This window comes from Candidatus Pelagibacter sp. HIMB1517, from assembly GCF_052047895.1.
In the GTDB taxonomy this organism is placed as follows: domain Bacteria; phylum Pseudomonadota; class Alphaproteobacteria; order Pelagibacterales; family Pelagibacteraceae; genus HIMB114.
In genome coordinates this window covers 1-14,671 of sequence record NZ_JBNAIW010000017.1, presented here as the reverse complement: position 1 = coordinate 14,671, position 14,671 = coordinate 1, and the positions used below count along the sequence as shown (strand labels likewise).

Below are 14,671 nucleotides of genomic sequence, written 5' to 3'. Positions count from 1 at the left end.
GAAATAGATTCTCTCAAAAACGAAATAATAAAAGATTTCAATACATCTAAAATTCAAAATAAAATAAAAATAAAAAGAAATTTTTATTCAAAAATAAAATCAAATTTTACCAAAAAAGAGTTTTTAAAATTGGTGAACAAGGCAAAAAAATATATATCTATAGGAGATATTTTTCAGGTAGTAATAAGTCAAAGATTTGAAAAAAAATTAACAAAAGATCCACTGGAAATTTATAAAAAAATCCGAGTTTCAAACCCTTCGCCCTTTCTATATTTTTTTAATTTTGAAGACTTTCAAATTATTGGCAGCAGTCCTGAAATCTTGGTAAGAGTTAGAGATCAAAAAATAACCATAAGGCCAATTGCGGGAACTAGGAAAAGAGGAAAGGATAAAAATGAAGATAATAAGCTTGCAAAAGATCTTTTAAATGATCCAAAAGAAATATCTGAACATCTAATGTTATTAGATCTTGGAAGAAATGATGTAGGTAGAGTATCTGAGGATAATACAGTAAAAGTTAATGAAAAATTCAAAATAGAAAAATATTCACATGTTATGCATATTGTTTCGAATGTTGTAGGGAGATTTAAAAAAAATATTTCACTAATAGACGGCTTACTTTCAGGTTTTCCAGCCGGAACAGTATCTGGTGCGCCAAAAATAAGGGCCATGGAAATCATTGATCAATTAGAAAATAAAAAAAGAAAATTGTATGCAGGCGGCGTTGGTTATTTTTCAGCCAATGGTGATATGGATACGTGTATTGCTTTAAGAACAGCTCTTGTAAAAAATAATAAAATTTATGTACAAGCCGGCGCAGGCATTGTAGCTGATAGTGTTCCCACTAAAGAATACCAAGAAACAATCAATAAAGCTAAGGCCTTACTCGAAGCTTCAAAATGAAAATAGCACTAATTGATAATTACGATAGCTTTACATTTAATGTCTACCATTATCTAAAAAATATAAAGTGTGAAGTTGAAGTTTTCAGAAATGACAAGTTTAAAATAAAACAAATAAGAAATTTTGATAAAATTGTAATTTCTCCAGGGCCAGGAAATCCAAGCCAGGCTGGAAAATGTTTAGAATTGATAGAATATTATTTTAAAAATAAACCAATACTTGGAATTTGCTTGGGCCATCAAGCTATAGCCCAATCATTTGGGGCAAAAATTATTAAAGCTAAAAAGTTAATGCATGGAAAAATTAGCAAAATTAAAATATTAAATACAAAAAGCAAAATGTTTAAAAAAATTCCAAGAATTATTAATGCAACAAGATATCATAGCTTGATAATTGATAAAAAAACACTTGATCAATCTTTTGAAATTACCGCTCAAACTCCCGATAAGATAATTATGGCAATAGAACATAAGAATTATCCATTATATGGCATTCAATTTCATCCAGAAAGTTATAAAACTAAATATGGGCAACAAATTATTAAAAACTTTATAAAATTATGAAAATTGAAGAAATAATAAAAAAAACAATAAATAAAACTGACCTGCAGAAAGATGAAAGTAAATATTTATTTTCAAATATAATGGAAGGAAAAATTGAAGATGAAGATTTAAAAAAAATTCTAGTTAATCTTTCAGAAAAAGGAGAAACTGTTGAGGAAATAACTGGAGGAGCTGAAGTTCTAAGAGAAAAATCTTTGAAAGTAAACATAGAGGGTGATGCTATAGATACTTGTGGTACTGGCGGAGATGGAAAAAATACAATAAATATCTCAACAGCAGTTGCTTTAGTTCTAGCTAGTATGGGTCATAAAGTTGCTAAACACGGAAACAAAAGCGTTTCCTCAAAATCTGGATCTGCTGATTTATTAGAAAAATTAGGAATTGATATTAATTTAAAGCCTTTAGAGGTGGAAGAATCTATCATAAAAAATAATTTTGCATTTATGTTTGCGCCAAACTTTCATTCAGCAATGAAAAATGTTGCTAATGTTAGAAAAGATTTAAAACAAAGAACAATTTTTAATTTGTTAGGACCCTTATGTAACCCCGCAAGTGTAAATAGACAATGTATAGGTGTTTTTTCAAATGATATATTAGAAAAATATATAAAAGTATTAAAAAATCTTAATATAAAAAAAGCTTGGGTTTATCATAGTTATGATGGCTTGGATGAAATATCTATTTTTAAAAAAACAAAAGTTTATGAGTTAAATAACCAAAAAATTACATCTTTTGAAATTGACCCGACTGAATATATAAATAAAAAATATAATTTTGAGGATATAGTAGGAAATGACGCTGAGTACAACTCAAAAAAAATTTTAGATTTGTTTAATGGAGATGAAAGTGCCTTGCTTGAAATTGTGTCACTTAATACAGCTGCAGGTTTAATAGTTCTTGATAAATATCAAAATCTTAATGATGCATTTTTAGTTGCAAAAAAATATATCAAATCAAAAAAAGTTTCTCATTATTTAAATCTTATAAAAAAATGAATATTTTAGAAAAAATAATTAATGACAAAAAAAAAGAGGTCAAATTAGATAAAATCAAAAGTCCAATCGATCAATTAAAAAAAAAAGTTTCAAATAAAAAATATATTTTTTCAAATACCTTAGAAAATTATAAGCAAGAAAATAAAATAGCAATTATTGCTGAAATAAAAAAAGCAAGTCCATCGAAAGGTATAATAAAAGAAGATTTCGATCACTTAAAAATTGCAGAAGAATATGTAAAAAATAATGCAGCTTGTTTGTCTGTTTTAACAGAAAAGAAATATTTTCTTGGAAATAAGAAATTTGTAAGAGATATTAAAAAAAAATTTAACACCCCTATATTAAATAAAGATTTTTTTATTGATCCGTACCAAGTAATAGAAGCAAATCAAAATGGATCAGATTGTATATTGGTAATTATTAACTCATCTGACGAAACTTTAATTAATGAATTAATTTCAACAGCAGATGAATTGGGCATGAATAGTATTTTAGAAGTACACTCTGAAAAAGAGATGGAGATCGCACTGAATTTTAAAAACGCTCTATTTGGTATAAACAATAGAAATCTAGAAAATTTTTCCGTATCCTTGGACAATACGATTAATATTTACAAAGAATTTGAAAGCGCTTTAAAAAATAAAATAGTCATTTCCGAAAGTGGTTTCCATTCAAATGAAGAAATAAAAAAAGTAAGAAACGAAACTGGGATAAACAATTTTTTAATTGGTGAATCACTAATCAAATCTGATTCAATTACTGAGTGTTTCCAAAATTTTATTAAATAAATTACTGATTTTATTGAATTTTTATAGATTGCAATTTTAAAAGAACTTTTATAGAACAAAAAAAGTTTAGGTTTTGTTCTATGTTAACTAAAAAACAAAAAAATTTATTAATTTATATCAACGAGAAGTTGAAAAATGATGGTGTCTCCCCATCATATGACGAAATGAGACAATCGTTAAATTTAAAATCAAAATCTGGAATTCACAGATTAATCTCAGCTTTAGAAGAAAGAGGATTTGTAAAAAGATTAGCCCATAAAGCTAGAGCTCTTGAGGTAGTTAAACTTCCAGAAAATGCCGGGGTGAAAGATCTTTATAACAACTTTACTCCTAGCGTAATATCTGGGGGATTAGACAAAATTAAAAAAGAGAAAGAAAAAAAATATATACCAGTTGTTGGAAAAATTGCCGCTGGTCTCCCTATTGAAGCCATTGAAGACTCATCAGAAAATATTCCCTACCCTCCAAGTTTATCAGATAAAAACGATGAATTTTATGGATTAAAAGTAGAGGGTGATAGCATGATAAATGCTGGAATAAATGATGGTGATACTGTTATTATTAAAAAAACAAATACTGCTGAAAATGGAAAAATTGTAGTTGCCTTAATTGATGACCATGAAGCTACTTTAAAAAGATTAAGAAAAAAAACAAATTCAATTGCGCTTGAAAGTGCAAATCCTGCATATGAAACAAGAATTTTTAATCCTGAAAGAGTAAAAATTCAAGGTATTTTAGTTTCTCTTTATAGAAATTTCTAATTAACTGTTATAAAAGTAACAACTTAATATTTATGGTTATTACTAGATTTGCACCCTCTCCTACAGGACAGCTTCATATTGGTGGCGCCAGGACAGCTTTATTTAATTATTTATATTCAAAAAATCAAAAAGGAAAATTTTTATTAAGAATTGAGGATACTGATAAAGAACGTTCTAAAAAAATATATGAAAATCAAATAATTGATAGCCTCAGTTGGCTAGGAGTTAATTTTGATGATAATGTTTTTTATCAATCTCAAAATATTAAAAAACATATAGAAGTAGCAAATCAACTTTTGAAAAATAATTTTGCATACAAATGCTATTGTACTCAAGAAGAACTTGATCAAAAAAGAGAGATAGCAAAACAAAACAGTGTTAATTATATATATGATGGAAAATGTAGAGATCTTATAGAAGAAAAAAACTTACCATATGTCGTTAGATTAAAAATAGAAAAAAATAAAAAAATAATGCTTTACGATGGGGTGCAAGGCGACGTTGAAATAGACACAAGTACACTGGAAGATTTTATTCTTTTAAGATCAGATAATACTCCCACTTACAATTTATCAGCTTCAGTAGATGATAAATTAATGAATATTACACATGTGATACGAGGAGATGATCATAAAATAAATGCATTAAAACAAATAATGATTTTTCAATATATGGGTTGGAAATTACCAAAGTATTTTCATATCCCATTAATTCATTCTGAAGATGGAAAAAAATTATCCAAAAGAGATAATGCATCTACAACCGAAGATTATAAAAAGATTGGGATTTTACCAATTGCACTTAGAAACTATCTTTTAAGATTGGGATGGTCATATAAAGATAAAGAAATTTTTAATGATGAAGAAAGTATAAAATATTTTTCTCTTAAAAATATTGGTAAATCGCCATCTAAATTAGATTTTGAGAGAATTAAATCTTTAAATGAATTTTATATTAAAAATTTAAATGAAAATATTCTAATAGAAAATTTGATCACATACATAAAAACTTATAAAAAAAAACTAGATGATAAAATCATTGTTAATATAACTAGCAATATCAATATTCTTAAAAATAAATCTAAAACCCTCGAAGATATTTATAATAATTCAAATTTTATTTATGATTTTCAAAAAAAATTAGATGTAATAAATGATAAAAATAAAACAATTATTAATGAATTCTATAGTGAACTTGTCAAATTAAAATCATATGATGAGGAAAAAATATCACAAATAAATCAAGATATAATAAAAAATAATAATATTAAATTTAAAGATTTGGGACAACCACTTAGGTTAATTTTAACTGGTTCAAATCAAGCGCCAAGTATAAAAGATATCATTAAAATATTGGGTATAAGTGAAACAATTAATAGAATAAAATTGCATATAAGTTAGACAATTCATATCAAAACTGATAATACGTTTCGCAATGTCTGAAATAGCTAAATTAAAAGTTGGAAAAAAAGAAATAGACTTGCCCATAAAAAAAGGTTCAGTTGGACCATCAGTGATAGATGTTTCAAAATTGTATTCAGAAACTGATCATTTTACTTTTGACCCTGGATTTACATCAACTGGTAGCTGCGAGTCTTCAATTACATTCATAGATGGAGACAAAGGCGAATGTTATTACCGTGGGTATCCAATGGACGTATTGGCTGAAAAAAGTAATTTTTTAGAAGTTGCTTATTTACTTTGGTATGGTGAACTTCCATCAAAAACCGAATGGAATGAATTCTCAGATGCAATCAAAAACCATACAATGGTTCATGAACAGCTAAATACCTTTTTTAATGGTTTTAGAAGAGGCGCTCACCCTATGGCAATTATGGTTGCTGTCGTTGCTGCACTATCGGCATTTTATCCTGACTCGATTAATATCTCTGATCCAGCTCAAAGAAGGATATCTGCCAGAAGAATGGTGGCAAAAATACCTACTCTCGCTGCTATGGCTTTTAAATATAGCTTAGGACAACCATTTGTTTATCCTGATAATTCATTAAATTATTCAGAAAATTTTATGAAAATGTGTTTTGCTGTTCCAGCTGAACCTTATAAGATAAATAAAACATTTGCTAAGGCATTGGATAAAATATTTATTTTACATGCAGATCACGAACAAAATGCATCTACATCAACTGTAAGACTTGCCGCATCTTCAGGTGCTAATCCATTCGCATCAATTTCAACTGGTTTTACTTCTTTGTGGGGTCCGTTACATGGTGGCGCAAATGAAGCGGCTCTAAATATGCTAAAAGAAATTGGTGATGTTAAAAATATACCTGAGTATATAAAAAAAGCTAAAGACAAAAATGATCCATTTAAATTGATGGGTTTTGGACATAGAGTTTATAAAAATTATGATCCAAGAGCAAAAGTAATGCAAAAGACATGCCATGATGTATTAAGTGAAATTGGTAATAATGATAATAAATTATTGCAAGTTGCAAAGGAATTGGAAAAAATTGCTTTAAATGATGAGTATTTTATTGAAAAAAAACTTTATCCAAATATTGATTTTTACTCAGGAATTACATTAAATGCCATGGGTTTTCCTACTACAATGTTTACAGTATTATTTGGACTGGCCAGAACTGTTGGTTGGTTAGCGCATTGGAAAGAGATGATGGTCGACAAGTCTGCCAGAATTGGAAGACCTAGGCAACTATATACTGGTGCAGAACCAAGAGAATTTAAAGATTTATCAAAAAGATAAAATTATTTTAAATTATTAACCAAATCTTGAGCGATTTTTTCAGAAGTATTCTTATTTGAAAAACCCTGTAAAATAATATTATAATCGACAATCATTTTTTTTAGTTCATTTTTGTTATTCAATAAAAAATGCAAATGATTTATAATTTTTTTTGAATTACAATTAGCTTGGATAAATTCAGGTATAATTTCTTTACTGGCAATTATATTTATTATATTTACAAATTTCACTTTTACAAAAGGTATAATGAGAAAATAATTTAACCAATTAAACTTGTAAATTGTAAAAAAAGGTATTTGCGATTTGCAAAGATCTAAACTTATTGTTCCAGATTTAGCTATAGAAATTAAAGATTTAGTAAAATATTTTTTTTTCTCATTTTCATCTGATGTAATAATAATTTGTGATTTATCTATATCTTCTAAATATTTTTGAACACTATAATGAGTACTATTTGTGATAGCAAAGTGATATATATATTTACTTCCCAAAGAATTCATTATTTCTAAAAAAATTGGCATAAAAATTTTTATTTCGCTTTGTCTACTACCGGGGCAAAAGGATATTATATTACTGTCAGCATTGTAATTGTTTTGATTTTTTTCAAAATTTTCAAAAAAAGGATGACCAACAAAATCATTTTCTATTGAATATTTATCAAAATATTTTTTTTCAAATTCAAAAAGTAAATAAATTTTGTCTAATAATTTTTTTATTTTATTGGCTCGTTTTTCTCTCCAAGCCCATATTGATGGAGCAACATAATGAAAAAATTTGGGTTTAATTTTTTTATTTGATCTAATTTTTTTTATGACTTGAAATACAAAATCTGGAGAATCAACCGAAAAAACAATATCGGGGTTAAAATTTTCAATATATTTGACAGCGAGATTGATTTTTTTTTTAATATAAAAAATATTTTTAATAACATCGGTAATACCAAAAAAGGTAATATCTTTTGACTCAAAAGGACCATCAATATTCAGTTTTTTAAGATTGCTTCCAACTATTCCTTTAATTTTGATATTACTTGAAGTTATATTTTTAATTACTTTATATGCCAAAAGATCACCAGAGGTCTCGCCTGTAATAATAAAAATTTTTTTTGTCATTACATTGTTGAAATAAAAAAATTATTTTTATTAGACAAAATGATTGATTTTTTTTGGTTTAAAAAAATATTTTGATTTTTTTTTAAAAAAATACCATTTAATTTTGATTGAATGCATAATTTTACAGTTTTTGATCCGATTGTTGGAAGATCATACTTTAGATTTTGATTTTTTTTTGGAAATTTTATTAATACACCAGACTTTTTTTTCTTGTTTTTGTTTAAATTAATTACTCTTTTTAACATACTATCTGTTCCCTCGGCTGCTTCTATGGCAACTATATATCCTTCGTCGATCACAACACCTTGCGCATTGTCAAATTTACTTAAATTGTCCAAAATTTTTTTTCCTTTTTTTGCATCTTGAAGGTCAATCTTGTTAGGTTTTTTTTGAGTAACTGTTTTTTTTAACAAAAGATTTTTTGAATATTTATGACTTTCAACTACTTTAATTTTATTTTGATTTAGGATTTTTTTAGCTAAATTCAAAATATTCCCATCACCACTTTTGAAAGCTTTAATGAGATGTGGCATATATGAAATAGCTTTCATATCAAACTTCATATTTCTTAAATTCGGCCTTTTAACATATCCAGCAAAAATAACTTCACGTATTTCATAATCCTTTAATAGTTTTAAAATTTTTCCAAATTGTCCTAAATTAATTTTGAACGAGTCTTTAATTTTTTTTTCAGTAATATTTAAAATAATAAATTTTTTATTATTTTTTTTTAGAGAATAAATTATTTCTTTTGGATAATCTCCTGTACCAGCAAATATTGCAATCATTTTTTTGGTCTACAAATATCTCTATTTGAATTTTTGTTTTCAATGAACTTTATCAATATATCATTTAATTCATTATCATTTTTTAAAATTGAAATATATTCTTTCATATTGTCACTATTAAATAATTCCATTACTGTTTTTTTATAATTTTCAATCTCTAAATTTTTAAAACCTTTTCGTTTTAACCCAATTAAGTTAATATTTTCAAAATATGATCTGTTACCCTTTATTAAAGTAAAGGGGAGCACGTCTTTATCAACACCAGTCATTCCACCAATCATTGCGCCTTTGCCAATTTTAGTAAATTGCAAAACTGCTGAATTTCCACCAATAATAACATCATCGTCAAAAATACAATGACCCGCAATGGCAGCATTATTTGCAATAACTAGATTGTCACCAAGCTGACAGTCATGTCCAATGTGAACACCTACCATAAATAATGAATTATTATTAATTTTGGTAATTTTACCACCTTGTTCAGTGCCAAGACTTATATTTGCATATTCTCTAAATGAATTGTTATCTCCAATTTGAAGAAAAGTTTTTTCACCTTTAAATTTTAGATCTTGAGGGGTGGTGCCAATACTACAAAAAGGGAAAAAAATGTTTTTTTTTCCAATTTTTGTATTGCCTTGAATATTTACATGATTAATTAACTCGCAATTATCACCAATTTCAACATTTTCACCAACTACACAAAAGTCACCAATTTTTACATTATTTCCAATTTTTGCATTTTTATGAATAGATGATTTGTCGCTAATCATTTCTATCAACTATTGTTGCCATCCATTCAGCATCAGCCATTTTTTTATCATTACAGTAAGCAACTCCTTTGTATCTCCAAATTTTTCCTTTAATTTTGTCTACGTTACATTTTAGATACAAATCGCACGGCGGTATTACTGGATTTCTAAAACGAGCATTTTGAACAGACATTAGATAAACTAATTTATTTTCAACTTCTTTTTTATCAATACTGAATGCAGCCAAAGCAGCTGCCGACTGGCCAAAGGCCTCAACTATCATAACACCTGGCATTACGGGTTGCCCTGGAAAATGTCCTTGTAAATAAAATTTTTTTTCTGTTAATTCAATATGACCAATAGCAGATTTCATAGGTTCGATATTATATAAATTATCGATGAGCAACATTGGGTCTCGATGCGGAAGCAATTCTTCAATTTTGGTTTTATTTAAATAGGGAAGGTTTTTGTTAATCATATCATATTCCTTTTAATAAATTTTTTTATCTCTACAGCTGGATAACCCATAACTTTTTTATTACTTGCAACGTTTTTCAATACACCTGAATTACCTCCCACACTCACACTATTACCAATTTTTAAATGACCAGAGATACCACTTTGGCCACCAACCATACAATTATTTCCAATTATTGAGCTTCCAGCAATACCTACTTGTCCAGCAATCAAACAGTTTGAACCAATCTTGACATTATGTGCAATATGAACTTGATTATCTAGCATTGTACCACATCCAATTACAGTGTTAGAAAAAGAACCTCTGTCAATAGTACAACCTGAACCTATGTAAACATTATCTAAAATTTCAACATACCCTATATGTGGAATAAAGTTTAATTTTTTATTAATCATTTTAAATCCATAACCTATCTTACCTATAATTGTTCCATCATTTATCACTACATTATCTTCTATAATAGAATTGGAAATAACACAATTTGATCCAATTTTTACATTATTTCCTATGACTACATTTTTTTTTAAAACTGTATTAAGTCCAATTTTAAAATTTTTTCCAATCTTTACTGTTTTGTCAATTAATGAGTTATATTTAATTTTATAATTTTTATATTTTGAATTTAAAATAAAATTAAAATTATCATGATTTGAGTCTGGATAAAAGCATTTTGCAATACATATAAAATCTAATAACGGATGCTTAGACTCAATAAATGATAAATTATCAAATTTACCGTCAATTATGAAATTTTCTTTGACTAAACAATAAGAAGCTTTGGTTTTTAACAAGTAATTTGTATACTTTTTATTTTCAAAAAAAGTTATTTCACCTTTTTTTGCTTCTTCTAAAGTTGCAATATTTGTAACTTTGAATTTTTTAAATTTTTTTTTTTTAGAATAAAAAGTTTTTTTTAATAAATAATTTATATCAAAAGGTCCTTTATTTTCAAAAAAAGTTTTCATAATATTGATTAAAACGAACTACCTATTTTAAAATTAAAACTTTCTTCTAAATCTGTACTGGACTTACTGATTGTTTCTGACAGGGTAAAGCTTAAAGGTCCCAAGGGCGAAATCCAATCTAGAGAAACTCCAAAAGAACTTCTAATTTTATTACTGTCTAATGCATCGTTATAATCTACTCCCCATACATTACCTGTATCAACAAATAATGAGCTATTTGCGTTCCATTTTTCAGGTAATGGGTTTGGAAACGTTGAAGAAAAACTTGAATAGAATGAATTGTTTCCACCTACATGGTCCTTGCCGTCTTTAGGGCCAATACCTTGTGATTCAAATCCTCTTAATCTTGCATTACTTAAAAATAATCTATCACTTAATTTAATATCTTCACTACCCAATCCGTTAATTGTAGTTAATCCACTTTTCAATGCAAAAACATAATCTTTTGAAATTGGGGTATAATAATCAGTATAAATTTGATTTTTTAAATAAGTAATGTCGCTTCCAGGGATTGCAATTGATTGACCGAAACCTAATTTATAACCATTAGTAGGTTTAAATTTGCTATTTCTTTTATCAGTATTTACATCATAAAAAGGTATAAATGACGAATAATTTCCATCTTTTAGTTTATAACTAGTTGATGAAGAAGCATTAGTATCTATTTTGTCATATTCAATAGCCAAACCACTCTTTAGAGTTATGTCCTCATAAAGATCATAAGAAATTGATAAAGAATTTCCAAAAAGGGAACTTTCATAGCCAGCATTTGTATAATCTACGCTTCTGGCATACAAAGAATAGCCGAGAGTATTATTTGTATTATTATAATCAGGTAAATTAAACGATACTATCCCAGAGACCTTTTCAGTTCCAATAGACACGTTTGAACTAACGTTAATACCCTTTCCAAAAAGATTTTTTTCTTGCAATCCTCCAGAAATAGCACTGCCAGAGGTTCCAACTCCTAGACCTGCAACTATTGAGCCAGTTGGTTTTTCATCAACATTTATTTCAATGTCAATTAGTTCTTTGTCAATATTAATTATTTTAAAATTTATATTTTCAAAAATACCACTTGATCTAAGATTATCTTTAGATTTCTCTAATTTAAAATTTGTAAATGAGTCACCACTTGAGAAGGTTAAATTTCTCCTAACAACCTCTTCTTCTGTAATAGTATTTCCTTTTATATTTATTAAATTTACAAATTTTCTATCAGTACTATAAAAATTAATATTTATCTCAATATTAAGATCTTTTTTTTTCTCTTCTAAATTAAAATTAACAAATTCGATCTTTTTAAGATTTAAATAGTCGTATATTTGATTCTTTAAAAATTTTATTTTTTTAGTTGAATAATTTTTTTTTAAATTTTTTGATGCTAATTCAAGAATATTTTTTTTAATCTGAGGATTTAATAAATTATTATCATCTTTGACTGTAAAATTTGAAAATAAATATTTTTTTCCAGAATTTATTGAAAATGTTAAGTTTAGCAAATTATCACTTATTATTTCCACATCTGAGGCAATAATTTGAACATCATAAAACCCATTAGTCAAATAAAACTCTTTTAAAAGTTTTTTATCAAAATCAACTCTTTTTAAATTAGCCGAGGTATTTTGTGACAAAAATTTCCACCAACCATGCTCACTAGACAAAATTACGTCACTTAATGTTGAAGATGAAAAATATTTATCACCAATAAAAAAAATTCTATTAATTTTGTAATCATTTTTTCTTTTTACTTCAATTATAAGATTAACAACATCTGAGTCTAATTGCGAAACAACAGGATTTATTTCAACGTTAAAATAACCGGCATCTAGAAAGACTTGTCTAATTTTATCTATATCTCTTTTTAACAAATTATTTGAAAATAACTTATTTTGACCTAATTCGATATTTTCATATATATATTCCTCTCTAGATTTGTTTTTAATTCCCTTAATGTAAAAAAAATTTATTATAGGATTTTCTATAACACTAACGATTAATTTTTTATTTTTTGTTTCAATTTTTACATCTTTGAAAAAATTTGAAGAGAATATTTTTTTTTGTAATTCATTAAGTTCTTGGATTGTATAATTTTTATTTTTATTAAAATCTAAGATATTCAATATTGTATCATTTGATATTTTTTTATTTCCAACGACTTCGATACTAGTAAATATTTCAGATCTAGCATGTTGAAAAAAAAATAAATTAAAAAAAATTGAGATAAAAACAATAAATTTTCTCATAATTTTAATTCTTGTCCAAACTCAATAAGTCTATTAATGTCATTTAAGTTATTTAACTTTTTTCTTGATAGATTAATTAATTTTTTTTGTTTGAAAACTTTTACAAGAATATGACTTATTTCTCCATAATTAATTTTACCTTTCAAATATAATTCAACTAATCTTTGGTTAATAACTGTGAATAATAACGCTCCAGCATTATTATAGTTTCTCAAAATTTTATATCCCAGCTTAATTATTGGAAATTTTTTTAAATCAGGTTCTTTAAAAAAAATTTTTAAATTTTCTAATTGCATTTTAAAATAATTTGTAACATTAAGTGAATTAGAAATTGCAATAATCATATTTGGCTTATGCATAATTGGGAAGTATAAATTATTTTTCAATTTAATTATTGCATGAACATTTGATTTTTTTTCTATTAAGATTTTAATTTTATTTTTATTTAACTTGAAAAGTATTTTTGCTTCAAAAAGTTCTAATATTTTATTTGCAAATGTTGAGGAGTCTACCGAAATTTTTTTCCCCATTTTCCATGTAGGATGACTTATAACGTTTTTTACATTTTCATTATATCTAATTTTTTTTTCAAGGAATGGTCCACCTGATGCAACTAAATAAACTTCATCTATCAAATTTTGAATATTAAAATTTTTAATAAAAAAATTTAAGCAATAATGTTCAGAGTCAATAGGTATTATATTACAATTATTTTTTTTTGCATAATCTAAAAAATAATTACTTCCACAAATTATTGTTTCTTTATTTGCAATTAATAAATTTTTTGAAATTCTAACTAATTTTAAATTTATATTTAAAGAATCATAACCTGACACGCCACTGATTACATAATCAATTTTTTTTTGTTTATATCTAAGTGCATAATTTTTGTTTAACAACTTTAGATTTTTATTTTTTGGGATCTTTTTATCATCTAGTAAAAAAGCATTTTGAGGTTTAAATTCTTTTATTTGTTTTGATAATTTAGCTATGTTTGAATTTGCACATAAATAAATTAATTTAAATTTTTTTTTGTGATTTTTATATACTTTTAAAGCTGAATTACCTATTGATCCAGTAGATCCAATTATTGCTAAAGTTTTCATAAAAGTATTATAAAAATGTTAAAAAATATTGTTAAAAAAATCAAACCATCTATCCTGTCAAATAAACCGCCATGTCCAATCATTAAATTAGAAAAATCTTTAATAAGATTTAATCTTTTTATGTAAGAAAAAAATAAATCACCTATTATTACTAATACTGAAAATAAAGAAATAATTAAAATATTCATATATAGCTGATCAAAAAAATAAAGTTTATAATAAGATAAATATATTAAAGTAAATTGAGAAAAACAAATACTGCCAATAAAACCACTATACGTTTTATTTTTACTTATAATTCCAATTTTTTTTCCTCCAATTGTTTTTCCAATAATATACCCGCCTATATCTGATAGCCATGCAAGAATTAATATAAAAAATAAATACAGTTTACCATTTTCGTTAAATTGAATATTTAAGCATGAGTAAACAAAAACTATTAGTATTATAGAAATTATAAGTTGTGTATTTTTTTTTTTTAAATTTTTAATTTGAT

Annotated in this window: 15 protein-coding genes; 7 read left to right on the top strand and 8 right to left on the bottom strand. The window is 25.8% G+C overall.

What is annotated here, in order from left to right:
* From ACTTAT_RS06735 to gltA, 7 genes are all read left to right on the top strand, one after another.
* Window positions 1-903: anthranilate synthase component I family protein (locus ACTTAT_RS06735; RefSeq protein WP_440680281.1), on the top strand; the 903-nt coding region annotated here is incomplete at its 5' end.
* Window positions 900-1,466 (top strand): anthranilate synthase component II, encoded by a 567-nt coding sequence (locus tag ACTTAT_RS06730; protein WP_440680280.1) that lies wholly within the window; start codon window positions 900-902, stop codon window positions 1,464-1,466. The genes ACTTAT_RS06735 and ACTTAT_RS06730, both read left to right, overlap by 4 nt.
* Entirely contained in the window at window positions 1,463-2,461 is a 999-nt protein-coding gene (gene trpD, locus ACTTAT_RS06725; protein WP_440680279.1) for an anthranilate phosphoribosyltransferase, read from the top strand. The genes ACTTAT_RS06730 and trpD overlap by 4 nt, the downstream gene beginning before the upstream one ends.
* Window positions 2,458-3,249: an indole-3-glycerol phosphate synthase TrpC gene (trpC, locus tag ACTTAT_RS06720; protein WP_440680278.1), complete on the top strand. Its 792-nt coding sequence runs from the start codon at window positions 2,458-2,460 to the stop codon at window positions 3,247-3,249. Before trpD ends, trpC begins: the two co-directional genes overlap by 4 nt.
* Before the next feature lie 80 nt (window positions 3,250-3,329).
* Entirely contained in the window at window positions 3,330-4,010 is a 681-nt protein-coding gene (gene lexA / locus ACTTAT_RS06715; protein WP_440680276.1) for a transcriptional repressor LexA, read from the top strand.
* A gap of 32 nt (window positions 4,011-4,042) precedes the next feature.
* Window positions 4,043-5,410 (top strand): glutamate--tRNA ligase, encoded by a 1,368-nt coding sequence (gltX, locus tag ACTTAT_RS06710; protein WP_440680275.1) that lies wholly within the window; start codon window positions 4,043-4,045, stop codon window positions 5,408-5,410.
* Between the two features lie 34 nt (window positions 5,411-5,444).
* Window positions 5,445-6,731, top strand: coding sequence for a citrate synthase (gltA, locus tag ACTTAT_RS06705; RefSeq protein ID WP_440680274.1), 1,287 nt, complete (start codon window positions 5,445-5,447; stop codon window positions 6,729-6,731).
* 2 nt (window positions 6,732-6,733) lie between these two features.
* On the opposite strand, the gene ACTTAT_RS06700 is transcribed toward gltA, so the two are convergent.
* From ACTTAT_RS06700 to ACTTAT_RS06665, 8 genes are all read right to left on the bottom strand, one after another.
* On the bottom strand, window positions 6,734-7,843 hold the full coding sequence (locus ACTTAT_RS06700; RefSeq protein WP_440680273.1) for a lipid-A-disaccharide synthase: 1,110 nt from the start codon (window positions 7,841-7,843) through the stop codon (window positions 6,734-6,736).
* Window positions 7,843-8,631: an LpxI family protein gene (locus ACTTAT_RS06695; RefSeq protein WP_440680272.1), complete on the bottom strand. Its 789-nt coding sequence runs from the start codon at window positions 8,629-8,631 to the stop codon at window positions 7,843-7,845. Before ACTTAT_RS06695 ends, ACTTAT_RS06700 begins: the two co-directional genes overlap by 1 nt.
* Window positions 8,628-9,401 carry an acyl-ACP--UDP-N-acetylglucosamine O-acyltransferase gene (gene lpxA, locus ACTTAT_RS06690; RefSeq protein WP_440680270.1) on the bottom strand — a complete coding sequence of 258 codons (774 nt, stop codon included), beginning with the start codon at window positions 9,399-9,401 and terminating at the stop codon, window positions 8,628-8,630. Before lpxA ends, ACTTAT_RS06695 begins: the two co-directional genes overlap by 4 nt.
* Window positions 9,394-9,858 (bottom strand): 3-hydroxyacyl-ACP dehydratase FabZ, encoded by a 465-nt coding sequence (gene fabZ, locus ACTTAT_RS06685; protein WP_440680269.1) that lies wholly within the window; start codon window positions 9,856-9,858, stop codon window positions 9,394-9,396. Before fabZ ends, lpxA begins: the two co-directional genes overlap by 8 nt.
* The gene (gene lpxD / locus ACTTAT_RS06680) at window positions 9,855-10,823 is read right to left on the bottom strand and encodes a UDP-3-O-(3-hydroxymyristoyl)glucosamine N-acyltransferase (protein WP_440680267.1); all 969 of its coding nucleotides are present in this window, start codon (window positions 10,821-10,823) and stop codon (window positions 9,855-9,857) included. The genes fabZ and lpxD overlap by 4 nt, the downstream gene beginning before the upstream one ends.
* Window positions 10,824-10,831: 8 nt before the next feature.
* The gene (bamA, locus tag ACTTAT_RS06675; protein WP_440680265.1) at window positions 10,832-13,069 is read right to left on the bottom strand and encodes an outer membrane protein assembly factor BamA; all 2,238 of its coding nucleotides are present in this window, start codon (window positions 13,067-13,069) and stop codon (window positions 10,832-10,834) included.
* On the bottom strand, window positions 13,066-14,175 hold the full coding sequence (locus tag ACTTAT_RS06670; protein ID WP_440680264.1) for a 1-deoxy-D-xylulose-5-phosphate reductoisomerase: 1,110 nt from the start codon (window positions 14,173-14,175) through the stop codon (window positions 13,066-13,068). The genes bamA and ACTTAT_RS06670 overlap by 4 nt, the downstream gene beginning before the upstream one ends.
* A partial coding sequence (locus ACTTAT_RS06665) for a phosphatidate cytidylyltransferase (RefSeq protein ID WP_440680262.1) occupies window positions 14,172-14,671 on the bottom strand: 500 nt, incomplete at its 5' end. The genes ACTTAT_RS06670 and ACTTAT_RS06665, both read right to left, overlap by 4 nt.